The sequence below is a fragment of the Paraburkholderia phosphatilytica genome, from assembly GCF_003443895.1.
Classification (GTDB): Bacteria; Pseudomonadota; Gammaproteobacteria; order Burkholderiales; family Burkholderiaceae; genus Paraburkholderia; species Paraburkholderia phosphatilytica.
On sequence record NZ_QQOA01000013.1, the window covers coordinates 35,833 to 60,333 of the forward strand.

The 24,501-nt window shown below is 66.6% G+C and carries 24 protein-coding genes; 16 read left to right on the forward strand and 8 right to left on the reverse strand.

Annotated elements, in window-relative coordinates; genetic code table 11:
- Nucleotides 1-16: 16 nt before the first annotated feature.
- Nucleotides 17-2,422, forward strand: coding sequence for a GNAT family N-acetyltransferase (locus DVS29_RS16065; protein WP_118181460.1), 2,406 nt, complete (start codon nucleotides 17-19; stop codon nucleotides 2,420-2,422).
- On the opposite strand, the gene DVS29_RS16070 is transcribed toward DVS29_RS16065, so the two are convergent.
- Nucleotides 2,423-2,965, reverse strand: coding sequence for a hypothetical protein (locus DVS29_RS16070; protein WP_118181461.1), 543 nt, complete (start codon nucleotides 2,963-2,965; stop codon nucleotides 2,423-2,425).
- A 122-nt stretch (nucleotides 2,966-3,087) separates the two neighbouring features.
- Entirely contained in the window at nucleotides 3,088-3,903 is an 816-nt protein-coding gene (locus DVS29_RS16075; RefSeq protein ID WP_118181574.1) for an IclR family transcriptional regulator, read from the reverse strand.
- Between the two features lie 397 nt (nucleotides 3,904-4,300).
- On the opposite strand from DVS29_RS16075, the gene DVS29_RS16080 reads away from it, so the two are divergent.
- The 9 genes from DVS29_RS16080 (at nucleotide 4,301) to DVS29_RS16120 (ending at nucleotide 13,253) form a co-directional block, all read left to right on the forward strand.
- A complete protein-coding gene (locus DVS29_RS16080; RefSeq protein WP_240655646.1) occupies nucleotides 4,301-5,272 on the forward strand; it encodes a sugar ABC transporter substrate-binding protein in 972 nt (323 codons plus the stop codon).
- Complete coding sequence (locus DVS29_RS16085; RefSeq protein WP_118181463.1) at nucleotides 5,269-6,825, forward strand: sugar ABC transporter ATP-binding protein; 1,557 nt, start codon at nucleotides 5,269-5,271, stop codon at nucleotides 6,823-6,825. The genes DVS29_RS16080 and DVS29_RS16085 overlap by 4 nt, the downstream gene beginning before the upstream one ends.
- On the forward strand, nucleotides 6,815-7,840 hold the full coding sequence (locus DVS29_RS16090; RefSeq protein ID WP_118181464.1) for an ABC transporter permease: 1,026 nt from the start codon (nucleotides 6,815-6,817) through the stop codon (nucleotides 7,838-7,840). Before DVS29_RS16085 ends, DVS29_RS16090 begins: the two co-directional genes overlap by 11 nt.
- Before the next feature lie 22 nt (nucleotides 7,841-7,862).
- Nucleotides 7,863-8,195, forward strand: a complete 333-nt coding sequence (locus tag DVS29_RS16095) for a UxaA family hydrolase (protein WP_118181465.1) — start codon at nucleotides 7,863-7,865, stop codon at nucleotides 8,193-8,195.
- Between the two features lie 63 nt (nucleotides 8,196-8,258).
- Nucleotides 8,259-9,590 (forward strand): UxaA family hydrolase, encoded by a 1,332-nt coding sequence (locus tag DVS29_RS16100; protein WP_118181466.1) that lies wholly within the window; start codon nucleotides 8,259-8,261, stop codon nucleotides 9,588-9,590.
- A 25-nt stretch (nucleotides 9,591-9,615) separates the two neighbouring features.
- A complete protein-coding gene (locus tag DVS29_RS16105; protein ID WP_118181467.1) occupies nucleotides 9,616-10,680 on the forward strand; it encodes an aldo/keto reductase in 1,065 nt (354 codons plus the stop codon).
- Nucleotides 10,681-10,692: 12 nt separating this feature from the next.
- Nucleotides 10,693-11,523, forward strand: a complete 831-nt coding sequence (locus tag DVS29_RS16110; RefSeq protein WP_118181468.1) for an amidohydrolase family protein — start codon at nucleotides 10,693-10,695, stop codon at nucleotides 11,521-11,523.
- Nucleotides 11,524-11,564: 41 nt separating this feature from the next.
- Nucleotides 11,565-12,308 (forward strand): SDR family oxidoreductase, encoded by a 744-nt coding sequence (locus DVS29_RS16115; RefSeq protein WP_118181469.1) that lies wholly within the window; start codon nucleotides 11,565-11,567, stop codon nucleotides 12,306-12,308.
- Nucleotides 12,309-12,404: 96 nt separating this feature from the next.
- On the forward strand, nucleotides 12,405-13,253 hold the full coding sequence (locus DVS29_RS16120; RefSeq protein ID WP_118181470.1) for an ureidoglycolate lyase: 849 nt from the start codon (nucleotides 12,405-12,407) through the stop codon (nucleotides 13,251-13,253).
- A 112-nt stretch (nucleotides 13,254-13,365) separates the two neighbouring features.
- On the opposite strand, the gene DVS29_RS16125 is transcribed toward DVS29_RS16120, so the two are convergent.
- A complete protein-coding gene (locus DVS29_RS16125; RefSeq protein ID WP_118181471.1) occupies nucleotides 13,366-13,800 on the reverse strand; it encodes a PaaI family thioesterase in 435 nt (144 codons plus the stop codon).
- A 56-nt stretch (nucleotides 13,801-13,856) separates the two neighbouring features.
- Between DVS29_RS16125 and DVS29_RS36905 the strand changes: the two genes are divergently transcribed.
- Nucleotides 13,857-14,042, forward strand: coding sequence for a hypothetical protein (locus DVS29_RS36905; RefSeq protein ID WP_124800659.1), 186 nt, complete (start codon nucleotides 13,857-13,859; stop codon nucleotides 14,040-14,042).
- Nucleotides 14,043-14,066: 24 nt separating this feature from the next.
- Here DVS29_RS36905 and DVS29_RS16130 read toward each other — a convergent pair whose 3' ends face one another.
- Entirely contained in the window at nucleotides 14,067-14,411 is a 345-nt protein-coding gene (locus DVS29_RS16130; protein WP_118181472.1) for a helix-turn-helix domain-containing protein, read from the reverse strand.
- 153 nt (nucleotides 14,412-14,564) lie between these two features.
- Here DVS29_RS16130 and DVS29_RS16135 point away from each other — a divergent pair, with 153 nt between their 5' ends.
- The gene (locus DVS29_RS16135) at nucleotides 14,565-16,187 is read left to right on the forward strand and encodes a methyl-accepting chemotaxis protein (RefSeq protein ID WP_118181473.1); all 1,623 of its coding nucleotides are present in this window, start codon (nucleotides 14,565-14,567) and stop codon (nucleotides 16,185-16,187) included.
- Between the two features lie 91 nt (nucleotides 16,188-16,278).
- Here DVS29_RS16135 and DVS29_RS16140 read toward each other — a convergent pair whose 3' ends face one another.
- Nucleotides 16,279-17,379, reverse strand: a complete 1,101-nt coding sequence (locus DVS29_RS16140) for an AGE family epimerase/isomerase (RefSeq protein WP_118181474.1) — start codon at nucleotides 17,377-17,379, stop codon at nucleotides 16,279-16,281.
- 141 nt (nucleotides 17,380-17,520) lie between these two features.
- Here DVS29_RS16140 and DVS29_RS16145 point away from each other — a divergent pair, with 141 nt between their 5' ends.
- From DVS29_RS16145 to DVS29_RS16155, 4 genes are all read left to right on the forward strand, one after another.
- Complete coding sequence (locus DVS29_RS16145; protein ID WP_118181475.1) at nucleotides 17,521-18,207, forward strand: MgtC/SapB family protein; 687 nt, start codon at nucleotides 17,521-17,523, stop codon at nucleotides 18,205-18,207.
- 118 nt (nucleotides 18,208-18,325) lie between these two features.
- Nucleotides 18,326-19,603 carry a hypothetical protein gene (locus DVS29_RS16150; RefSeq protein WP_118181476.1) on the forward strand — a complete coding sequence of 426 codons (1,278 nt, stop codon included), beginning with the start codon at nucleotides 18,326-18,328 and terminating at the stop codon, nucleotides 19,601-19,603.
- A gap of 299 nt (nucleotides 19,604-19,902) precedes the next feature.
- The gene (locus DVS29_RS38150) at nucleotides 19,903-20,037 is read left to right on the forward strand and encodes a hypothetical protein (RefSeq protein WP_276314308.1); all 135 of its coding nucleotides are present in this window, start codon (nucleotides 19,903-19,905) and stop codon (nucleotides 20,035-20,037) included.
- A gap of 410 nt (nucleotides 20,038-20,447) precedes the next feature.
- A complete protein-coding gene (locus DVS29_RS16155; protein WP_118181575.1) occupies nucleotides 20,448-20,759 on the forward strand; it encodes a hypothetical protein in 312 nt (103 codons plus the stop codon).
- Between the two features lie 159 nt (nucleotides 20,760-20,918).
- On the opposite strand, the gene DVS29_RS37635 is transcribed toward DVS29_RS16155, so the two are convergent.
- The 3 genes from DVS29_RS37635 to DVS29_RS16170 all read right to left on the reverse strand — a co-directional run bounded on the left by DVS29_RS37635 (nucleotide 20,919) and on the right by DVS29_RS16170 (nucleotide 24,401).
- Entirely contained in the window at nucleotides 20,919-21,887 is a 969-nt protein-coding gene (locus tag DVS29_RS37635; RefSeq protein WP_205962463.1) for an intradiol ring-cleavage dioxygenase, read from the reverse strand.
- A 175-nt stretch (nucleotides 21,888-22,062) separates the two neighbouring features.
- Entirely contained in the window at nucleotides 22,063-22,788 is a 726-nt protein-coding gene (locus DVS29_RS16165; protein ID WP_118181477.1) for a response regulator, read from the reverse strand.
- Nucleotides 22,785-24,401: an ATP-binding protein gene (locus tag DVS29_RS16170; protein WP_118181576.1), complete on the reverse strand. Its 1,617-nt coding sequence runs from the start codon at nucleotides 24,399-24,401 to the stop codon at nucleotides 22,785-22,787. Before DVS29_RS16170 ends, DVS29_RS16165 begins: the two co-directional genes overlap by 4 nt.
- Nucleotides 24,402-24,501: the final 100 nt, after the last annotated feature.

The following is a 24,501-nucleotide window of genomic DNA, read 5'->3' on the forward strand; positions in this document are numbered from 1 at the left end:
GTGGCAAGGAGCGCCCATGACCGTACGCAACCTCGACGCAGTGTTTCGCCCGGCTTCCGTCGCCGTGATCGGCGCTTCGACGCGCGCCCGCAGCATCGGCGCGATGGTGTGGAAGCGCGTGACCGAGGGGGGCTTCACCGGCCCGCTCTATGCGGTCAACCCGCACTACGACGAACTGGACGGCCGCAAGGTCTATCACCGCGCGGACGACCTGCCCGAGGCCCCGACGGTCGCATTGATCTGCACGCGGCCGGACACCTGGCCGCACCTCGTGCATCACCTGGGTGGCCGCGGCACGCGCGCCGCGATCCTGCTCGGCGAAGTGCGCTGCGACGACGACCGCGCGGCGCTGCGCCACGCGCTCGCCGCGGCGAAACCACATTTGTTGCGGATCGTCGGGCCAGCGAGTCTCGGCGTCATCACGCCGGGGCTCAACGCGCATCTCGGTGCGCCGTCGCGAACCGTGAAGGCGGGCGGCGTCGCGTGGGTGTCGCAGTCGAACGCGCTGACCAACGCCGTGCTCGGCTGGGCGCATGCGCGCGGGCTCGGCTTTTCGCACGCGGTGGCGCTGGGCGGCGAAGCGGACGTGGATGCCGGCGACGTGCTCGACTATCTCGCGAGCGACCCCAGCACGCGTGCGATCCTGCTCGAACTCGACACTGTGCGCGCCGCGCGCAAGTTCATGTCGGCGGCGCGGGCGGCGGCGCGCAACAAACCGGTGCTCGCGTTGCGCGCGGGCGTCGGCGATCCTGCGAATGGTCTCTATACGGCAGCGTTCCGGCGCGCCGGCATGGTCCGCGTGGATTCACTCGACGACCTGCTCGACGAAATCGAAACGCTCGGCGTGGGCCGCGTTGCGGCCAGCGAGGTCGCGACGCTGATCACGAGCGATCGCGGTGTCGCGACACTGGCATGCGACGCGTTCGCCGTGGCGGGCGATACGCTCGCGCACTGGACGGACGAAGCGGCGAACGCGCTCCGCGCCAGCTTCGTCGAAACGCTGCCGCACGTCACGCCAGGCAATCCACTGATACTCGGCGACGACGCGCGCCCCGAGCATTTCGCGGCGGCGTTGCAGGCGCTTGCGCCGCATCGCGCGACCGGCACTGCGTTCGTCGTGCACGCATCGACGCATAGCGCGCCCGCCAGCGAAGTCGCGCGGACGCTGATCGCGGAGCATCGGCACGCGTATCGCGGGCTGCTCGCGTGCTTCTTCGGCAGCGTCGACGCGGCGACGCGCGACGCGTTGCACGCGCAGGGCATTCCGGTGCATACCACGCCGCAGCGCCTTGCTCGCGCGTTCGCGCGTCTCGCCGACTATCGGCTGGGTCGCGAGCTGTTGATGCAGACGCCCGAAGTGCTGTCGGTACGGGTGCCGGAGCAGATCGAAGCCGCGCAGAAGTTCGCGTGCGCGGCGCTCGCGGCAAGCGGCGCGGGTCGTGCGCAGCTCGATGCGGATGCCGCGGGGCAACTGCTCGCGTACTTCGGGCTCACGGTGGCGACGCACGTGTCGGTGGCCGATCACGCGGAGGTGCAGGAGTTCGTGGTGGACGTCGAAGTGGAACTGTTCGACGACGTCAACTTCGGGCCGGTGTTTCGCTTCACGACGCCGTCCGCCGATGGCGTGTCGCCGCCGGTGCATGGCTACGGATTGCCGCCGCTGAATTCCGTGCTCGCGGGCGACCTCGTCTCGCGCTCGCCGTACTCGCGGCGCGCGATGCCCGGACCGACGCTTGCCGCGTTCACGGCGCTCTCGCAGGCGGTGTGCGAGGTGCGCGAGATCGTCGGCATGAAGCTGGTGTTGCGCGTGCTGGTCGATCGCGTCGTGGTGATCGAGCCGGGCGTGACGCTCGCCGCAGGGCGCAGCCGGCTCGCGATCATGCCGTATCCGCGGCGCTATGAAGAGACGCTCGACTGGCGCGGCCAGCGGTTAACGGTGCGACCGATCCGTCCGGAAGATGAAGCGGCGCATCGAGAGCTGGTCGAATCGATGACGCCCGACGATCTGCGGCTGCGCTTTTTCTCGGCAGTGGGCACCTTCGATCACTCGCAGCTCGCGCGCATGACGCAGATCGACTACGACCGCGAGATGGCGCTGATCGCGACCGTGCCGCGCGACGATGGTACGTGCCAGACGCTCGGGGTCGTGCGCGCGGTGGCCGATCCGGACCACGAGACCGCGGAGTTCGCGGTGGCGATCCGTTCGGATCAGAAGGGACGGGGGTTGGGGCGGCTGCTGGTGCAGCGGATCATCGCGTACGCGCGGGTACGCGGCATCCATTGGCTGGTGGGTGAAGCACTGCGCGAGAACAGCGGGATGATCGCGCTTGCGCGCAGCAGTGGGTTCACGCTTACGCCGACCGAAGATCCCACTGTGGTGGGATTTCGGCTGGCGATCGAGCAGGAAGAAAAGGTGGCGTGATCAGGCTGCGAGCCTGGCCGTCGCTTCCACCACCTGCGCGCGCGACACGGACAGCTCGTCGAGCCACGCATCGGCGTACGTCGCGCCGGTTTCGCGTTCGAGCCGCGCGATCGTCGCCGCGCAGCGCGCTGCGTCCTTCGGCGTCGCGATGAAGTGCTTCACCGATTCGCCCGCCGTGAACGCTTCGAACAGCGGCGCGCGCACTTCGTCCGGCAGCGTGCGCGTCCATTGATACGGCTTGCCGTTGAACGTCAGCGAAGGCGGCAGCACGCGCTCTTTCTTCGTGGCGGGAATCAGCCCGAACGTGCGGGCCGCGTCGCCGATCTGCTCGGACGAGAACAGCTCGTCGGGCGAAATCTCGAACTGCTGGATGTAGGCTTCGATGGCCTGCATCGCGGCTGCGCGGTCGTCGCGCTTCTTCTGTGCGCGCGAGACGATCTCGCGCAGTTCGTCGGCTTCTTCCGGCGTAATCGAGAAGCTGGCCTGCTTCTGCTGAAGCTCGGAAAAGCGAAGGAATTCCTGGTCGTTGAGGAGTTTGGCCATGACGTTTCGAAGGGCGCGCACGGTGCGAGCCCGTGCGTCGATTTTGGAAAGGGCCGCCATTCTAACGTGACGCGCGCGAAGAATTCCAGCGCGCGTTTCAGCTTCTCTCGAACACCCCAGCCTCACTCGGCGAGCATCGCCGCGACATCGCGGCCATCTTCCTCGCGAAACAGCGATAGCGCCTGCACGGTTTCGCGCAGCAGGTCCGCCGCCGTTTCGAGCGTCGGCGCGACGTACTCGTCGATCCGGCGCAGGTACGGGCAGGTCAACGCCGCGATCGCGCGGCCGCGTGGGCCGAGGATCGGAAACGTGATGTCGGTCACGCCGAAGATCTGCTGGCTGTCCTTCTGCAATACGCCATCCGCGCGGATCGCCGCGCACGCGGCTTCGAGCGCGGCGCGATCCACGTCGATCTCGCCCTTCACCTTCGTGTGCTCGGCCAGCATGTGCTCGCGCTGCTCGGGCGTCTGGAACGCGAGCATCACGCGCCCCGATGCGGTGTCGATCAGACCGACGCGCGATCCGAGCCGCACCGACATGCCCCACGTGCCCGGTCCGTCGACCTGCGCGATCACCAGCAGGTTGCCGCGATCGTAGACGGCGAGATGGCACGACTGCTCGGCGGCATCCGCGAAACGGCGCATCAGCGGCTGGGCTTCGGCGATCAGCCGGTTCATCGGCGGATGCCGGTGCGCGAGCGCGTACAGCTTGAGGCTCAGCGCGTAGCGGTCGCCCGCGGCGGAGCGCACCACGTACTGCCGCGCGACCAGCCGTTCGAGCATCCGGTAGATCTCGCTCGCGTTGCGGTTCAGAAGCTTCGTGATTTCGGCGCGCGTAAGGCCGCCCTTCTGCTCGGCGAGCAGCTCGAGTATGTCGAGCCCTTTGTCGAGGGCGGGCGCGCGATAGCGGTCGGCGTCGTTCGTGTCGTCGGCATCCATGGTGTGTCGATTCCTGAGCGCATCGGCCTTTGCGTGGCTGTGGCGCGTGAGTGTAATCCGCCACGGCGATCCGTCCGTCAGGGAAAACACGGACGGATACAGCATCGCATCGGTCTTGACCGCGAAACATTCGTATATGAATAATACGTTCATTGGTGAATGAGCGGTGGTCGATCCACCCATCCACCAATCGACGAGAAAGAACGCGAAACGCGATGTGCCCCGGCCGTCAGGCGGGCGGCTCAGGCCGTGGTTCAAGCAGTTCAACAAAGCAGACTGGAGACACAACATGACTGGACGCAGTCCCCGCAAGTCCTTGAATCAAGGCCAGGGCGCCGCCCGCCGCCTGTTCCGCCGCGCGCTGACGGTCAGCGCGCTCGCCGTCGCGGTTGCCGGCATGACGGGTTTCGCCGCGAGCAGCGCCGCGCAGGCCGCCGAAACGGGCAAGGTCGGCCTCGGCCTGCCGCTCCTGACCTCCCCGTTCTGGGAGTCGTACAACAACTACCTGCCGGTGTACGCGAAGCAGATGGACATCAGCGTGCTCGCGCCGGTCAACTCGAACAACGACCCCGCGCAGCAGATCACCGACATGGCCAACATGGTCAACCAGGGTGTGAAGGGCATCGTGGTCGGACCGATCGATTCGGCTGCCATCAGCCGCGCGCTGGATAACGCGTCGTCGAAGGACGTGAAGGTCGTCGCGGTGGATGTTGCGCCGACCCAGGGCAAGGTCGCGATGGTGGTGCGCGCCGACAACCGCGCGTATGGCGAGAAGGCGTGCAAGTACATCGGCGATCACGTGCCGTCGGGCAAGGTCGTGCAGATCATGGGCGATCTCGCGTCGGTGAACGGCCGCGACCGTTCGGAAGCGTTCCGCTCGTGCCTGAAGCACTATCCGAAGCTGTCGCTGCTGGAAATTCCGGCGGGCTGGAAGGGCGACGTGGCCGCGAGTGCACTGGATAGCCTGCTCACCGCGAATCCCGACGTGAAGGCGATCTACATGCAGGCAGGCGGCGTCTATCTCGCGCCGACGCTGCAGACGCTGCGCCGCAAGCAGATGCTGTTCCCCGCCGGCGATCCGAAGCACGTCGTGATCGTCAGCAATGACGGCATTCCGCAGGAGTACGACGCAATCCGCAAGGGCGAAATCGACGCGACCGTATCGCAGCCGGCCGACCTCTACGCGAAGTACGGCCTGTACTACGTGAAGGCCGCGCTGGAAGGCAAGACCTTCAAGCCGGGCCCGACCGATCACGGCAGCACGATCGTCCAGCTGCCGTCCGGCCTGCTCGAGGATCAGTTGCCTGCACCGCTCGTGACGAAGGCGAACGTCGACGACAAGAGCCTGTGGGGCAATACGCTGAAATGAGCGATCTCCTTCCTGAAGCCGCCGGAGGACGTGCGTCGGACGCCGCGGGTTCGCCCGCGGTCGTGGAGGCGCTGAACGTCACGAAGCGCTTCGGCTCGACGGCGGCGCTCAGGGACGTGAGCATCCGTGTGATGTCCGGCGAGTCGCATGCGCTCGTCGGACGCAACGGCGCGGGCAAGTCGACGCTGGTGTCGATCCTGACCGGGCTGCGCAAGCCTGACACGGGGGACGTGCGCTTCGGCGGCCAGGAAGCGCCGCCGCTCGCGGATCGCGACGCATGGCGCGAGCGCGTGGCCTGCGTCTACCAGCATTCGACGATCATCCGCGATCTGTCGGTCGCGGAGAATCTGTTCATCAACCGTCAGCCGCTGCGGCGCGGCACGATCGACTGGTCGGCGATGCGCCGCGATGCGCGCGCGCTGCTGGACCACTGGAAGATCGACGTACGCGCAGACGCGCGTGCCGGCGATCTTTCCGTCGAAGCGCGGCAACTGGTCGAGATCGCGCGGGCGCTGTCGTACGGCGCGCGCTTCATCATCCTCGACGAACCCACCGCGCAGCTCGATGGCGACGAAATCAAGCGTCTCTTTACGCGCATTCGCGAGTTGCAGCGCGAGGGCGTCACGTTCCTTTTCATCTCGCACCACCTGCAGGAGGTGTACGAGATCTGCCAGGCGGTCACGGTGCTGCGCGACGCGCGGCATATCGTCAGCGCGCCGGTATCGGCGCTGCCGCGCGAGCAGCTGATCGAAGCGATGACGGGCGAGCACGGCGGCCTCGCGGTGAACGATGCAGTGAACCGCGCGCCGCTCGCGGCGGATACGCCGGTTGCGTTGGAGGTCTCGAAGCTCAGCGGCTCCGACTATGCGAATGTGTCGTTCGCGGTGAAACGCGGCGAAGTGGTCGGGCTGACCGGCGCGACCAGCAGCGGCCGCACGAGCGTCGCCGAAGCGATCGCTGGACTGCGCGCGCAGACGGGCGGCGAAGTGCGCGTGAACGGCACCGTGCTGCCGGCGGGCGACGTGCCCGCGGCGCTCGCGAACGGCATCGGCTGCGTGCCGAAGGATCGCCATCACGAAGGGCTCGTGCTGACTCAGTCCGTAGCGGAAAACGCATCGATGACGATCGCGCGCCTGCTCGGCAAATTCGGCATCGCGCCGCCCGCGAAGAAGAACGCGTTCGGCCGCCGGATGATCGAGGCGCTCGGCATCGTCGCGCCTGGACCCGAGCACGTCGTGTCGGGACTCTCGGGCGGCAACCAGCAGAAGGTGGTGATGGCGCGCGCGCTCGCCACCGATCCGAACGTGCTGGTACTGATCGACCCCACCGCGGGCGTCGACGTCAAATCGAAAGAAGCGTTGCTGTCGGTGATCGACCGCGTGCGCGACGAAGGCAAGTCCGTGCTCGTCGTGTCGGGCGAACTCGACGACCTGCGCACCTGCGACCGCGTGATCGTGATGTTCCGCGGCGCGATCGCTACCGAATTCGCGGCGGGCTGGCAGGACCACGACCTGATCGCATCCGTAGAAGGAGTTGCTCTCCATGAAGAATAGTGTGCACCCGACGCCGACCTTCGCCGCCGCGCCGGGCGCGCGCAGCGCCACGCGTTTCGACTTCGCGCGGCTGCGCGAACTGGCGCTCGTGCCTGCGCTGATCCTGCTGATCGTGATCGGCGCGTTCGTCAGCCCGAGTTTTCTTACGAAGGCGAATCTGATCAGCGTGCTGGGTTCGTCGGCGGCGCTTGCGCTCGTCGTGCTCGCCGAATCGCTGATCGTGCTCACCGGCAAGTTCGATCTCTCGCTTGAATCGACGGTGGGCATCGCGCCCGCGATCGGCGCGATGCTCGTGATGCCGGCAACGTCCGCGGGCTTCGGGCTGCAATGGCCCGCGTTCGCCGGGCTGATCGCAATCGTCGCGGTGGGCGCGCTGGTGGGTTTCATCAACGGCTTCCTGGTGGTGCGGCTGCGGCTCAACGCGTTCATCGTCACGCTCGCGATGCTGATCGTGCTGCGCGGCATGCTGGTCGGCGCGACCAAGGGCGGCACGCTGTTCGATATGCCGTCGTCGTTCTTCGCGCTCGCCACGACGATCGTGCTCGGCCTGCCGCTGTCGGTCTGGCTCGCGGCTGTCGCGTTCGCGATTGCCGCGTTCATGCTGCGCTATCACCGTCTGGGCCGCGCGCTCTATGCGATCGGCGGCAATCCGGAAGCGGCGCGCGCGGCGGGCATTCGCGTCGAGCGCATCACGTGGGGCGTGTTCGTGCTCGGCAGCATCCTGGCGTCGATCGGCGGGCTGGTCGTGACGGGCTATGTTGGTGCGATCAATGCGAACCAGGGCAACGGCATGATCTTCACGGTGTTCGCAGCCGCGGTGATCGGCGGCATTTCGCTCGACGGCGGCAGGGGCTCGATGTTCGGCGCGCTGTCCGGCGTGCTGCTGCTCGGCGTCGTGCAGAACCTGCTGACGCTCGCGCAGGTCCCGTCGTTCTGGATCCAGGCGATCTACGGCGCGATCATCCTCGGCTCGCTGATGGTGGCGCGCATCGCGGGCGGCGAAGGACAAAACTGAACCGGTATCACGGAGAACCATCTTGAGCAGTCCCCCGACCACCGCGCACACCGACGCGCGCCTGTTGCTGCTGAGCCCCGACGACAACTGTCTGATCGCCGGCGCGCGGCTCGATGCCGGCACGCCGGTCGAGATCGAAGGCGAGCGCGTGACGCTCGCGAAGACTATCGAGCTCGGCCATAAAGTGGCGCGGCATGCGCTCGCGAGCGAGGCGAAGGTGCTGCGCTACGGCGCGGTGATCGGCCACGTGACGGAAGACGTTGCGCGCGGCGAGCATCTGCACACGCACAACCTCGCGAGCGACTATCTGCCGACCTATACGCACGACACGGGTCACGAGTTCGTGCATCACTGAAGCGCCGCATCTGGCACATCAGCATCTGGCACATCACGCGGCAGCACACCAGCAGGAACGATCATGACCGACACCACCGTCGTCGCCACGGCCACGCAGCACGCTTCCGTCACGACCACCGAACCCGTTCTGCGCGGCTATCCGCGCAGCGACGGCCGCAAGGGCATCCGCAATGTCGTCGCGGTCGCGTATCTCGTCGAATGCGCGCATCACGTTGCGCGCGAAATCGTCGCGCAGTTCCGTGAGCCGCTCGACGCATTCGACGTTCCGCTCGCGGAGCGCGAACCGCCCGTGCATCTGATCGGTTTTCCGGGCTGCTACCCGAACGGTTACGCCGAGAAGATGATCGAGCAGCTGACCACGCATCCGAACGTCGGCGCGGTGCTGTTCGTCTCGCTCGGCTGCGAGAGCATGAACAAGCACTACCTCGCGGACATCGTGCGCGACAGCGGCCGGCCGGTCGAAGTCCTGACGATTCAGGAGAAGGGTGGCACACGCAGCACGATCCAGTACGGCGTGGACTGGATCAAACAAGCGCGCGCGCAGCTCGCTGCGCAGACCACCGTGCCGATGGCGCTCGACGAACTCGTGATCGGCACGATCTGCGGAGGCTCGGACAGCACGAGCGGGATCACGGCGAACCCGGCGGTCGGGCGCGCGTTCGACCATCTGATCGACGCCGGTTCCACCTGCATCTTCGAAGAAACCGGCGAGCTGGTGGGCTGCGAATTCCACATGAAGAGCCGCGCGGCGCGGCCCGAACTCGGCGACGCGATCGTCGCGTGCGTCGCGAAGGCGGCGCGCTATTACTCGATCCTCGGCCACGGCAGCTTCGCGGTGGGCAATGCCGATGGCGGGCTGACCACGCAGGAAGAGAAATCGCTCGGCGCGTACGCAAAGAGCGGCGCATCGCCGATCGTCGGTATCGTGAAGCCGGGCGACGTACCGCCGACGGGTGGCCTCTATCTGCTCGACGTGGTGCCCGATGGCGAGCCGCGCTTCGGCTTTCCGAACATCAGTGACAACGCGGAGATCGGCGAGCTGATCGCGTGCGGCGCGCACGTCATTTTGTTCACGACGGGACGTGGTTCCGTGGTCGGCTCGGCGATTTCGCCGGTGATCAAGGTGTGTGCAAACCCGGTGACCTATCGTAATCTATCGGGCGACATGGACGTCGACGCGGGCCGGATCCTCGAAGGCCGCGGCACGATCGACGAAGTGGGCCGCGAAGTGTTCGACCAGGTGGTCGCCGTTGCGCAAGGCGGGGCCTCGAAGTCGGAAATGCTCGGCCATCAGGAATTCATCCTGACCTACAAGAGTTTCGAACCGGTCGGGCCGGCGTGTCTGCCGGTCGCGATTGCGCCGCATCATGCCGCAGTGAGTCCGCGGCCGTGAGCGCCGCGGACAGGAGCACTGCACGATGAGCAACGGATCGCATCGCAACGTGGAATCGCGCCGGCAGGTCGGCCGGCGCGCCTTGCAGGTGACGGGCCTCGGGCTCGGCACCGCGCCGCTCGGCGGCCTGTACCGCGATCTCTCCGACGAGGAAGCCGAAGCCGCGATCGAAGCCGCCTGGCAGGCCGGCGTGCGCTTCTTCGATACCGCACCGCACTATGGCCATACGCGGGCCGAACATCGGCTCGGCCACATCCTGCGCCGCTATCCGCGCAGCGAATACGTGCTGTCCACCAAGACCGGACGCCGTTTCGTGCCGCGCACGCATCCGTACGACGGCAGCGAGGGCTGGGTCGATCCGCTGCCGTTCGAGGCGATCTACGACTACACGCACGACGGCATCCTGCGCTCGTTCGAAGACAGCCAGATGCGCCTCGGTCTCGTCGATATCGACATCCTGCTGATTCACGACATCGGCCGCGTCACGCATGGCGAGCGCAATGCGCACTACTGGCAGCAGCTGACGTCCGGCGGCGGCTTCAAGGCGCTCGACGAACTGCGCAGCGCTGGCGCCGTGAAGGCGGTGGGCCTTGGCGTCAACGAGCGTGAGGCGGTGCTCGAGATGATGGCGGAGTTCGATATCGACTGCGCGCTGCTGGCGGGCCGCTACACGTTGCTCGAACAGGCGCCGCTCGGCGATCTGCTGCCCGCCTGCGAGCAACGAGGCGTCAGCATCCTGCTGGGCGGCGCGTTCAATTCGGGCATTCTCGCGCGCGGCCTCGAAGGCGATCTGAAGTTCAACTACGGCGATGCACCGCGCGAGGTGATCGACCGCGTTGCAAAACTGCAGGCGGTGTGCCGCGCGCACGCAGTGCCGCTCGCTGCGGCCGCGTTGCAGTTTCCGTATGCGCATCCGGCGGTGGCGACGGTGTTGACGGGCGCGCGCAGCGCGGAAGAACTGCGCGAGAACGTCGGCTCGTTCGAGCGACCGATTCCCGCCGCGTTCTGGCAGGCGTTGCGCGACGAAGGTCTGCTCGATCCGCGCGCGCCGGTGCCGGGTGCTTCGGCGAGCGGTGCCGCCCAAGCCTGAGGACTGGATGCGATGCAGATCGATGCCCACCAGCACTACTGGAACCCCGCGCGCGGCGACTACGGCTGGCTCACGCCGGAGCTGACCGCGCTCTATCGCACGTTCGGTCCTGAAGACCTCGCGCCGCTGCGCGATGCGGCGGGCGTGTCGCGCACGGTGGTCGTACAGGCCGCGCCGACGGTCGAAGAAACGCGTTATCTGCTGGACCTCGCGCGGCGCGATGCGTCGATCGCGGGCGTGGTCGGCTGGGTGCCGATGCTCGACCCGTATGCGCCCGCGATGATCGAGGAGTTCGCGAAAGAGCCGGCGTTCAAGGGCATTCGTCCGATGCTGCAAGACTTGCCCGACGACGCGTGGATCGCGGCGCCTGAACTCGCGCCCGCTGTCGATGTGCTGATCGCGCACGACCTCGCGTTCGACGCGCTGATTTTCACGCGCCACGCCGAGCACTTCGAGACGTTCGCGCGGCGCTTTCCGCGTCTGCGGATCGTCGTCGATCATGGTGCGAAGCCGCCGATCCGCGATGGCATCGCGGCGATGCAGCCGTGGGCCGACGCGATCGCGCGGCTCGCGACGCTGCCGAACCTGCACTGCAAGATCTCGGGCCTTGCCACCGAAGCTGCGCCGGGATGGACCGACGATACGCTGCGTCCGTACGTCGATCATCTGCTGCAAACGTTCGGCGCATCGCGGCTGATGTGGGGCAGCGACTGGCCCGTCCTGAATCTGAACGGCGACTACGCGCGCTGGCATGCGAGCGCGCATGCGCTGCTTGCCGCGTTGAACGACGCGCAGCGCGACGCGGTATTCGGCGCGAACGCGGCCGCGTTCTACCGGCTGTGATCGCCATCCGTATCTCAACATTCCACCTGATGGAGCTGTAGATGACACAACGACTCGCCGGCAAGACGGCTTTGATCACGGCAGCCGGCCAGGGCATCGGCCTCGCGACGGCGGAGCTGTTCGCACGCGAAGGCGCGCGCGTGATCGCCACCGACATCCGCATCGACAATCTCGCCGGCAAGCCGGTGGACGCGCGCACGCTCGACGTGCGTGACGACGCGGCGATCAAGGCGCTTGCCGCCGAGCTCGGTCCGATCGACGTGCTGTTCAACTGCGCGGGCTTCGTGCATGCCGGCTCGATCCTCGAATCGAGCGACGAAGACTGGGACTTCGCGTTCGATCTGAACGCGAAAGCGATGTACCGGACCATCCGCGCGTTCCTGCCCGGCATGCTCGAAAAAGGCGCTGGCTCGATCATCAACATGTCGTCGGCGGCGTCGAGTGTGAAGGGCGTTCCCAACCGTTTCGTGTACAGTTCGTCCAAGGCTGCCGTGATTGGTCTGACCAAGTCGGTCGCCGCGGACTTCGTGACCCGCGGCATCCGTTGCAACGCAATCTGCCCGGGCACGGTGTCGTCGCCGTCGCTCGAACAGCGGATCGCCGAGCAGGCTCAGGCGCAAGGCGCGAGCGTCGACGCGGTGCAGGCCGCGTTCGTCGCGCGTCAGCCGATGGGACGGATCGGCAAGCCGGAAGAGATCGCGGCGCTCGCGCTGTATCTCGCGTCCGACGAGTCGGCGTTCACGACCGGCCACGCGCATGTGATCGACGGCGGCTGGTCGAACTGATCGCGCGTCACGGGCTGATGAGCGTCGCATGCGCTGCGTTGCCGGCCCGGTCGCACTGAAACCGTTTTTTCACTGGACTTACTGGGAAGTGCCACGATGAAACTGCTTCGCTATGGACCGAAAGGTCAGGAAAAGCCCGGCCTGCTCGACGCGCAGGGCAAGATTCGCGATCTGTCGGGCGTGGTGCCCGACATCACGGGCGCTGTGCTGTCCGACGCGAGTCTCGCGAAACTGCGCTCGCTCGACGCATCGTCGTTGCCGCTCGTCGACGGCAATCCGCGTATCGGCCCGTGTGTGGGCCAGGTCGGCAAGTTCGTGTGCATCGGTCTGAACTACGCGGACCACGCCGCCGAATCGAACCTGCCGGTGCCGCCGGAACCCGTCGTGTTCAACAAGTGGACGAGCGCGATCGTCGGCCCGAACGACGACGTGGAAATTCCGCGCAATTCGAAGAAGACCGACTGGGAAGTCGAACTGGGCGTGGTGATCGGCAAGCCGGCGAAGTACATCGACGAAGCGAACGCGCTGGATTACGTGGCCGGCTACTGCGTGGTGAACGACGTGTCGGAGCGCGAGTGGCAGATCGAGCGCGCCGGCCAGTGGGACAAGGGCAAGGGCTTCGACACGTTCGGCCCGATCGGCCCGTGGCTCGTGACGCGCGATGAAGTGGCGAATCCGCAGGCGCTCGACCTGTGGCTTGAAGTGGACGGCCACCGCTATCAGAACGGCAGCACGAAGACGATGATCTTCGGCGTCGCGAAGCTCGTGTCGTACCTGTCGCAGTGCATGAGCCTGCAACCGGGCGACATCATCTCGACGGGCACGCCGCCGGGCGTCGGCATGGGCGTGAAGCCGAACGCGGTGTATCTGAAGGCAGGACAGACGATGCGTCTCGGCATTCAGGGCCTGGGCGAACAGCAGCAGAAGACGTACGCCGCGGAGTGATGCGGCGCGCCGGCGTGTGAGTTTCACGCCGGTTTTATCGATAGCGAAAGAAGGCCCGACGCCGCGCGCATCGGGCCTTTTTACTTTCCGGCGCTCGGGGTCGGACGGGATTTCACGCGGCGGCTAGCGCTTCCGCGGATTCGCCGATCCGGTTGATCGTGCCCTGCGCGATCGCGACGAGCTTTTCCTTCGCGCCGTCCATCACGTAGACGTTGCACTGACAGGTGGCTTGCCGCTGCCCCGCATGGACGACCTGGGCGCGCGCCATCAGCGTGCCGGATACAGCCGGGCACAGATAGTTGATCTTGTACTCCCCCGTGACGACTTTCGGGCCGAGCGCGAGCGCGCCCGCGAAGGTCAGCGCGTTGTCTGCGAGATAGCTGATCACGCCGCCGTGCACGAAACCGTGCTGCTGCCGTAGTTCGTCCCGGATCGGCAGACTGAGCGTCAGCTCCCGTTCGCCAACGTGCATCAGTTCGGTTCCGAGCAGCATGCTGAACGGTTGGGCATGCAGCGCGCCGCGCGCGCGGTCCAGTAAATCGGTCATCGTCGGCTTCCTTCGGGCGTGGCCCGTATGGCGTCACCCAACACTCTAGGAAGCTTTTGCGGCGCGTCAAGGAAATGCGCGATATGCCGCGGCGATTGGGCGGCTTTGCGCCTTTGTCACAGAAGGGCGGCGGCTTTTTTCACCTGCGCGTGCTCGAACGCAGGCGCGAATGCATCGATATCGTCATCGGTCATGCCGATTGCGGTGGAACGGGCAATGCGGTGCGTTGGCCACGCGGTTGAACGTCTGCCTCAAAATTTCGCGCTTTAGAGTGCGCCCGATTCAGTTGTCACGCGCTTGGCGCGTACACGCTTGGGCAAAGCCTCGTCCATCAACGCGAGGCCGATGTCGTCTTCCGCTGTGTCGAGCAGCGTCCTGATCTTGTCCAGTTCACCAAAAACCATGAGCGCGCGCGCAATGGTTTCGATCGCGATGCGTGGGTCGCCCTGTTCCATGCGGCGCACCGTGGCAACCGATGACTGGATGCGTTCGGCCAACGAAGCCTGCGTAAATCTGCGTCTGCGCCGGGCGCGCGACAGATCGGCACCAAGCTTGAGTAGTGCGCGTTCGAGCGGTGAGGGAAATTTTCCCGAGTTCGGTCTAGCAATCATATATATGCTTTTAACACGAATAATAGATCATTTGTGAGCGATTATTCTTTGCCGTCTATCGGGCGCCGCTTCTCAGTTCAAGTGTTCCCACCCCCTGCCGTAAACCCTGACTGGGAGTTTCTAACGTCAATTAATGCAACGCAGGTGTTCAGGATGTTCAGCAAGATCAAGGTCGCGTCTGGCCTGTTGTGTGTGCTTATCGCTTTCTGTGTTTTTCAACTGGTGACGGAGGGGCTGGGCTTCTGGTCGCTGACCGCCACGCATGACGACGTCGGCAGTCTCGCGAACGTCGCGCTCCGGCAGGCCAACGCGGTCAACGAGACCACGCAGCACCTGATGGACGCCCGCATCAACCTGTCACGCGCCGGCACCCGCATGGTGCGCGGCGGTACCGAACCCACCGACATCGTCCAACATGCGCGCGAGCAGATCGCCGCCGCCCAGCGTTCGTTCGAGCGGTTCTCGGACGCGCCGAAGATGAACGAAGAGAACACGGCGCGCGCGCAGGCGCTGACCGATCGTTACCAGAAGCTGTCCGGCGCGCTCACCGAACTGGCGGGCGACCTCGACAGCAACAACATCCAGGCGTTTCTCGACCAGCCGACGCAGTCGTTCCAGGACGCCTTTCTGAAAGAGCAGCACGCGTTCACGCAGTTCGCCGATGCGGCGAGCAGCACGTCGCTCGACTCGATCGACAGCCGCCTGTCGTTGTTCCGCAGCGTCGGCATCGCGATCCTCGTGCTGCTGTTCGGCGGCACGGTCATGGTGTACGTCACGCTGCGCCAGGGCGTCATGCTGCCGCTCGAAGAAGCGGGCCGCCATTTCGAGCGCATTGCGCAAGGCCGTCTGGACGAGCCGGTGCTCGGGCGCGGCACGAACGAAATCGGCCGTCTGTTTGCGGGCCTCGCGAAGATGCAGGCGAGCGTTGCTACCACCGTGAAGACGGTGCGCGAGACCGCCGATTCGATCCACCTCGGCGCAAACGAAATCGCGACCGGCAATGCCGATCTGTCGGCACGCACCGAAAGCCAGGCCGCTTCGCTCGAAGAAACCGCGTCGAGCATGGAAGAGCTGACCGCGACCGTGCGCCAGAACGCCGAGCATGCGCGCGAAGCCAACGCACTCGCGGAATCGGCGCTCGGCGCCACGTCGCGCGGCGCCGATGTCGTGAACGAGGTCGTCGACAAGATGCGCGGCATTGCGAGCAGCTCGGACCGCATCGCGGAGATCATTACCGTCATCGACGGCATCGCGTTCCAGACCAACATTCTCGCGCTGAACGCGGCCGTCGAAGCGGCACGCGCCGGCGAACAGGGTCGCGGCTTCGCGGTGGTCGCGGGCGAGGTGCGCGGACTCGCGCAGCGCAGCGCGCAGTCGGCGAAGGAAATCAAGACGCTGATCAGCGAATCGGTGGCGGAAATTCAGGGCGGTTCGACGCTCGTCGAGCGCGCGGGCGATGCGATGCGCGACGTGTCGGCATCGATCGCGCGCGTCACGCAGATGATGGCGGAAATCTCCGCGTCGTCGCAGGAGCAGGGCGCGGGCATCGAGCAGGTCAACCAGGCGGTCGTGCAGATGGACCAGATGACGCAGCAGAATGCCGCGCTCGTCGAAGAGGCTGCTGCTGCGGCGGCGTCGCTGCATCAGCAGACGCAGCAACTGAGCGACGCGGTGTCGGTGTTCGAGATCTCGGAGCGCGTGATGACGGTGCCTTCGCTGGATACGGGCAATGTCGAGCCGCGCGGCTTCGGCATGGCAGCACGGCGTACGGTCTGAGCGAAGCGCTTCGCCGCAGGAAAAGCAAAGCCCGCGAGACGAAGGTCTCGCGGGCTTTTTTATCACTAGCGGCAGTTGAACAACGCCCGTATCAGCGCGGCAATGCCGCGTAGGCGGTGGCGAGGTGATAGGGCGTCGTGGACGGCATGTCCGCGCGCGACACGTCGCCAGTCTCGGTCTTGCACTCGTACCAGCCGCCCGGATGCAGAAACCGCAACTGGAAGCGTTCGATCTGCGACGGCAGACGCGTGCCTGCCTCTTCGTCGCCCTGCGCGGCGCGCGTGGCGAGCGCGCGCAGATACTCGGTCTGCGCCCAGATGCGCTGCGTCGGATCCTTGATGCGGCCGCCTTCGTCGAGTGCCGCCGCAACGCCGCCCGTGTGCGGATCCACGCCATGCTGTTGCGCGAAGCCGAACGCGCGCGACAGCGCTTCGTCGAGTCCTGACGAAGCGAGCAGGCCGCCCGCCTGCTTGACGAGCCAGTACCACTCGAACTGATGGCCGGGCTCGAGCCGGTTGTCGGGCGTGCCGACCGGCAGCTCGGCGATGCAGCCCGTGGGGGCGTGCACGAAATGCCGCGCGATCGCTTCGCCGAGCCGCGCGAGCGGCTGGTCGAAGGCACTGTCCTTGCTCGCTTCACGTGCGGCGAGCCAGGCTTCGGTCAGGTGCATCAGCGGGTTCTGGATCGGGCCGGCCTTGACGGTAGCGAAGTCCGCATCGAGCGCGCCATTCAGCAGGTTGTCGCGCGCGGCGAAACGTTCGCCGATCAGCGCCGACGTGAGATGCACGACGCTCAGCGCGTCGCGGTTACCGAAGCGGCGCGCATATTCCGCGCAGGCGAACACCACGAATGCGTGGGTGTACAGATCTTTGGTGGTATCGAGCGGCTTGCCCTCGGCGTCGATACTAAAGAACCAACCGCCGTGTTCGTGGTCCTGAAAGTAGGTCTTGAGCGAATCGAACAGCGTATCGGCGCGCTCGGCGTCGCCCACGACGGTGAACAGGAACAGCTGGCGCGCGCAGGCCATGGCGCGGTATCGCTCGACGGATGCGGGCTGGTGATCGGTGCCGACGGCCTCGTACGCGAGGCGCATCGCCGAGTTGAAACCGGGGCCGCGCCAGATCGGCACGACGATCCCGTCGAAGTGTTCCCGCAGCGCGTCAGCGAGCGCGGTGGCCGATGGGGCATTCATGCTTGCAAAGGGAGTCTGTAGTGAAGGATTGGCGCGGCTTGCCGCTGCCGCCAGCGTTCAAGCATAAATCAATTGGCCGGCCGCGCACACCTTCCCGGCCTTACAGGCGGAGCGTTCTGACAGGAAAAGGAGAAAACCAAGATGCTCGGCAACGCAGAACTGATCTCGCGGCTCATCATTGCCGCCGTGCTTGGCAGTGTGATCGGCTTCGAACGGGAACGGTTGTCATGGGCGGCGGGTCTGCGAACGCACATGCTGGTGTGCGTCGGCTCGGCGCTCGTGATGATCGTGTCCGCGTTCGGTTTCGCCGACGTGCTCGGTGCACGCAACGTCGTGCTCGACCCGTCGCGGATGGCGGCGCAGGTCGTGTCCGGCATCGGCTTTCTCGGCGCGGGCTCGATCCTGCTGCGCGGCGAGATCGTGCGCGGGCTCACCACCGCGGCGAGTTTGTGGTCGGTCGCGGCAGTCGGGCTGGCGGTGGGTGGCGGTATGTACACAGCGGCCGTTGCGGCGACCATCATCATCCTGATCATCCTCGCCGGCATCAAGCCGCTCGAGCGGCGCTTCATCTCGTCGAAGCAGCGGCGGCAGGTGACGCTCGTCGTCGAACGCGGCACGCTGACGTTCCATTCGCTGCACGAAGCGCTCGGCGCGTCGAGCCCGCGGGTCAAGCAGTTCGTCGTGCAGCAGAGCGAGGATTCGCCGGAGCTCGACGAAGTGTCGATCACGCTCGCACGGGTGACGCAGGTCGAGTACGAGGCGGTGTGCGCACAGTTGCGCACGTTGCCCGGCGTGAAGACGTTCCAGGACGACAACGGTTCGAACTGACGCCGCGCGGTACACCGCGGTACACATTTCGCATCGGCGGCGCGGGCGGCGCGTGAGACAATGCGCTCTCAAAATTCCCGAGCGTATTTCTCAAACGGCGCCGCCGTCCGCTGATCCCATGGCAGATTCCGCAGCACCCACCACGCCCCGCGCCACGCGCAACGGTTCGACGAAGCCGCGCGCGTCGACCGTTTCGACCGATACCGAGAACAAGCTCGCGCGCGCGGCTCGTTCCGCGCAGCGCCTCGCCCAGCTCACCGAGCCGCCGCGCGAAGAAGGCAACCTCGATCTCTTTCCCGACGACGCCGAGCGCGCCGCGCAGCAGGCGGCGAGCATCGATATCCGGCAGGGCACGCTGAGCGGTTTCGAGCTGCCGGGCGAATTGCTGGCTGCGGCGAACGCGGCGACGGCGGCGAGTGTGGACGCATCGGTGGCAACGGCGGACGCGAAGGCGACGCGGCGTGCGTCACGGGCGGCGAAAGTGGACCGTGGCGCGGTTGCATCGACGGACGCCGATGGGGTGACGCCGGAGGCGGTGGCGGTGCGCGGAGAGGAGGGCGCGGGTGGCGCGATCGCGGCCGCCGAGCGCGCTTCGTCAGAGGGCGGCGCGGGGGCCACGGTGGCGGTCGATGCCGCTCAGACAGTTGCGGCGAATGAAGTAGCCAGCAATGAAGCAGCAGGCACCGAAGCCCAGAGCGAATCCGAATCGGCTTCCGCGTCGCTGATGCGCGACATCGTCGCGCTGCAGCAGGCGCACGATGCGGCTTCGGAGGCGGCGCACAGCGGCGTGTCCGCGAGCGGCCGGATCGGCGCGATGGAGCCTCGGCCGCGGCTTGCGTCGAACGTTGCGAGAGCTGCATCGGCGCCGCGAGATAGCGGCGCCTGGCCGGGGCAGGCGCGCGATGGGGCGCGCGGGGCACCGCGTGTTACGCCGGAACTCGACCATGCCCGCGCAACGGCCTTCGCCGATACCGTCGATGCGCTCTACGGCGTGATCGCCGATCAGCGCCGCGCGGCGGGCGAGCATTCGCGGCGGATGAAATGGCTGCTGTCGATCGTCGTGTGCGCGCTGCTGGTCACGGTCGCGATCGGCATCGCGCAGACGCTGCTGCTGATGCGCCTGACGCGCGACACGACGCTCCAGCAGCAGCGCATCGAGCAGATGATCCTGAACCAGCAGGCCACACTGTCGACGCTGCTCGATACCGATTCGGCGACCGTCAGCGCACCGGCGTTCGCGCCAACGCCGGCGCCTTCTCAGGCGGCGCCGCGCGCGAGCACGCCCTCCGCAGCGAACGCGGAGGCGGCAGCGGCGAGCAAGCACGCCACTAAGCCGCATCACGCGCACAAGCCGAAGCAGAACCCGAGTTCGTCGCAGACGCAGACGTCGCACTGACGGCGCTCCGCCCAGTTGTCTTACCGCGCGACGCGCTGTCGCGCGGCCCCTTCCTGCGAGTCCCCATCTCTTTCAGTCGCCATCCGGCCCTTTCGGCCGGAACGCCTCCGTTCGCGCGGATCCAGCCCGGCAAGCCCTGTTTTGTTGTATTGCTGCAACGCAACATTTACCGAAATGCCGTGCGACAAGGCACCGCACAACAGATTTTTGCAACGCACTAGATTTGTCCTAGGGGAAACCCTTATAATTCGAGCTAAGGGAAAACCCTGCTTTTCATCTCAATGCAACCGGGAGTCGCCATGAGCTACATCTTTGCAATGATCCAGAAGGTTAGCGAACTGTTCGAATCGCCCTTCCTGCCGCTGGACAAGGACTATTCGTACGCAGCCCGCTTTCGCGAAGCGGAGCGTCGCCGCAAGTCGGCATTCCAGTAAGTCTCTCGGCGCGAGCACGCGCCACCGGTCTTCGGGCCGTCATCGTCAGGCCGTTGCGCGGTAGTTGCCGCCTAACGGCCTTGTCTTTTTTGTGCCTTCCGCCGCTGTTTCGCCTCCCGCAGCGGGCGCCCAGATTGTTTCCGGCCGCAAAGAATGTAACCAGCAGCGACAGCTTTTGTAAGCCTGCTTATCTCCTGGCCGCCTGCAAACCCGCATGAAAGCTTGCGATCCGAGATAAATCGGGCGCGAACAGGTGTCAGCCGCCGTGAAATTTACGCTTGCAAGTGTTCACGTTTCCCCTGGGGCGCGTTGGGTAAGGTGTGACTCATGAACTCGGCAACGAGCACGGACGGGAACGAATCGTCTGCCCGCCCCGCGCCGGTATTCATGAACATGACAGGAGGTCAATGATGAAGAACTGGAACAAGACCGCACGCGTCGTTCTCGCCACGCTCGCTACCGGCGGCGCGCTGCTCGCAGCCGGCTCGGCGTTCGCCCAGTCGTCGCCGTATGCACTGGCCGACGGTCCGGCGCCCCAATACTCGCAGGCGCACATGGTGCCGGTCGGCGTGTCGATCAACATCGGCTGGCATGGCGACCGTTACTACGACGGTCACCGCTACTGGGCGCATGACGAATGGATGCACCGCCATCCGCACGATCCGGGTCCGCAGCACTGGCACGACGACGATCATCGTCCGCCCCCGCATCACGATTACTAACGTGATCGCCGCGTCGTCGGCCCCCGTTGGCGGGGCGTCGGCGACCGGGTAGCAAAGCCGAAGGCCGGTCTCTTCCGGGAGGAGAGACCGGCCTTCGGTGTATCTGGACGTCACCGCGTGGACGTCACCGCGCTCGACACCCGTCGAGCGTTCAGCGCTTCAGGGCATCCGCGCGCCTTGCAGCCACGGGTCGACGCGTTGCGGCGTCGCGTCCGGATCGACTGCCGCGACGATGCGCGCGCGCAGTCCCTTCGCGTAGTCGTTGCCATGCAGCGGTGCGACGCGTGCGATCGACGTCGCGCCTTGCTGCTTCGAGAACACCGGATCCTCGCTCTGCGTCGTGCGCTGGATGTGGTGATCGCGATACGGCGCGAGACTCATCAACTGCACCATCAGCGTCTCGGGAAAGAAGATCTGCCCGACGTGCGACACGTGGTTGGCCGCGTGCGCCGCGCCCGTGCCGCGCACCTTGAAGTGGATGTGATTGGTGCGTCCTTCGTAGAGCCCAGGCACGATCGACTGAAACGTCACGAGACCCTCGCGATTCGTGCGCTGGATACCGCGCAGGAAGGTCAGGTGATCGCTGGGTTCCATTTTCGGCGGCGGGCCGGGTGGCCCGGGTGGGCGGCCACCGCCGCCCGGAGGCGGCCCCGGCGGCTGTCCGCCTGGTGGTTGTCCTCCGGGTGGCGGACCATCGTGCGGCGGTCCGCCATGCGCATCGTCGAAGCCGCCTGGCGGCGGCATGTCGGGCGCGTGGCCACCACCTTGCGCCGAGCCCCATGCCGGAGGCGGTCCCGGCGGCGGCCCGCTCTTCGTGAAGCCCGAATAGAGGCCGTTGGCGTCGCACTGCCAGATGTCGACGATCGCATCGGCGAGCGGCACGCAGCGGCGCGCATCCATCAACACGATGTCGAGTATCAGCGGCACGCCGGGCTTGCCCTCGGTGATGTCGCTGCGCAACAGTTCGTCGTCGAGATAGTACGGGCCGACTTCCTGCTCAGGGCTCAGCTTGCAGAGTGCGGGATCGGTCGGTACGGCCCACGCGCCCTTCGAAAGCGGCAGCGCGGCGCCGAGTGCGAGCGTCGTCGAGAGAAACCGGCGGCGCGAGAACGGTGCTTCGAAAACCATGAAAAGCCTCGGGAAATTGCGTTCCGCCCAATGTATGTCGAAAGCCTTCGATTCGCGATTACGAGGCTCTTACACCGCCTTAACGGAAGCGCGTTCGTCATTGCGTCGCGCATGCCGTCGGGCTGCGAAAATTAATCGGGACGACGAACGAAACGATCGAGGCGCGCCGCGCGGCTCACAGGTCCCCGCCTTGAGTCGGGTCGCTTTCGAGCCGGTAACCGACGCCGTAGATCGAGCGGATCAGGTCCTGGTCGGGGCGGATAGCCTGCAGTTTGCGGCGCAGGTTCTTCACGTGCGTATCGACGGTGCGGTCCGCGACCACGCGATGATCGTCGTACAGCCGCCGCAGCAGATGGTCGCGCGGGAAGATGCGGCCCGGCGTGGAATGCAGCAGCGCGAGCAGACGCAGTTCGATCGGCGTCAGGCTGAGGTCCTTGCCGTCCAGCTGCGCGATGTGCCGGTCGACGTCGATCACGAACGGCGAGGGCGACGGGCTGCCCGCCGGCGTCGTCTTCGAGGCCGCTTCGACGCGGCGCAGGATCACCTTCACGCGCGCCACCACTTCGCGCGGGCTGAACGGCTTGCACACGTAGTCGTCGGCGCCGAGTTCGAGGCCGAGCAGACGATCGATTTCGTCGACGCGCGCGGTCAGGATGATCACGGGCAGGTCCGAAAACGTGCGCAGTTCGCGGCAGATTTCGAGGCCGCCGCGGCCGGGCAGCATCAGGTCGAGCAGGATCAGTGCGGGTGGCCGCGCCTGCACGGTGGGGATGACGTCGCGGCCATCCGCGATGACCTTCGTGTCGTAGCCCTCCGCGCGCAGATAGTCGGTCAGGAGCGCGGACAGCTTGGGCTCGTCTTCGACGATCAGGATCAGGGAACGGTTGACGTCGTCGGTCATGTCGGAGATTTGAGGGAGTGAAAACGCATGTTGATCCACAGGCCGCCGAAGGGCGACCGCATCGCGGTAATCGTGCCGCCGTGCTCGCGCACGATGTGCTGACAGAGCGCAAGACCCAGACCCGCGCCGCCGCTCTGGCGGCTGCGCGAGGCATCGACGCGGAACAGCCGGTCGAACAGATGCGGCAGCATGGGTTCGGGTACCGCGGGAAACGAATCCTGCACGTCGATCTGCACGAGGTCCGCATCCGCGGTGACGGCGACGCGAACCTTGCCGCCCGGGTCGGTGTAGCGCACGGCGTTTTCCAGCAGGTTCTTCAGCAGCTGCGTGAGCCGGTGCGGGTCGCCGGACATCAGCGCGGGCTCGTCGCCGAAGTGCGTTTCGAGCGCGAGATTGCGCGACGCGAGCCGCTCGCGGAACGCTTCGGCGGCGGACTCGACGAGCGGCGCGACGTCCACCGGCACCTTCTCGAACGACAGCGCGCCGATGTCGGCGAGCGACAGCTCGTACAGGTCGTCGATCAGCTGGCTCAGCATCGCGACCTCGGATTGCAGCGACGCGATGGTCGTTTTGTCCGGGCTGCGCACACCGTCTTCGATCGCTTCGAGTTCGCCGCGCAGCACCGCGAGCGGCGTGCGCAGTTCGTGCGAGATATCGGCAATGAAGTCGCGCCGCGCGCGCGCTGCCTTGTCGAGCGAATTCGCGAGCTGGTTGAAGTCGACCGCGAGCTGATGCAGCTCGTCGCCGCCTGCTTCGGGTACGCGCGCCGAATAGTCGCCGCTCGCGAGCCGGTGCGTGGCGAGCACCACGCGCCGGATCGGCGCGAGAATCAGCCGCGCGAGCACCATCGCGAAGGCAGCCGCGAGCAGCGCCGCGAAGCCGACGATGATCCACGTCGCGCGCACCTGCTGCGACTGGAACTGCCGGTCCGCGGCGTACAGCAGGTTGCTGGGCGATGCCACCACCAGCCAGCCGACGGTCTGGCCATTGACCGTGACTGCCTCGCGACGCGCGTCGGGCATCGGCGGCGGTCCGTTGCCGGCCACGCGCTGCATCTGCGTGTCGTACAGCGCGGTAGGGGGCGTGCGTTCCGGACCGGGGCCGAAGCCGGGCCCGAATCGGTCGGGCGGACCGTTGCCCGGGCCGCCGTTCGCGTTGTTGCCGCCATTGCCGCCGCCCGCGAAATCCGGCGGCGGGCCGGGCGGACCGTCGAGCGGTGCGCCGGGAGGCGGCCCTGGAGGTCCGCCCGGCGGACCCTGGAAGTCGCCGGACGGCGGGCCCTGGTCGTTGCCGTTGTTCGCGCCGGGTGGCCCGAAGCGGCGCTGGAAGCCGCCATTCGAGCCGTTGCCTGAGCGCGTGCCCAGCACGGTGCGGGCGACCAGCGCGTTCCATGCGCTCTGGTTGTTGCGCAGAAAGTCCCAGTTGCCGTGTTTCGCGTATTCCGTTTCGAGTCCGCGCGAGAGCTGTTCGGTACCGGCCGCGGCCTGGGCGCCGAGGTAGTCGATGAAGCCGCGCTGGAAGCTCAGCCGCACCGCGACGCCCATCGCGACCGCCACGAGAATGCAGGCGGCCGAGATGGCGAGGAACAGCTTCGACGTGATGCCAAGTTTCATGCGCGGATTCAGCGGCAAATCGGGCTGTGCTCGCACGCGGGACGTGATGCGGCGGGGTCCGGTGCGACCCGCTGCGGCCCGTGAGCGCGATCAGCCCACT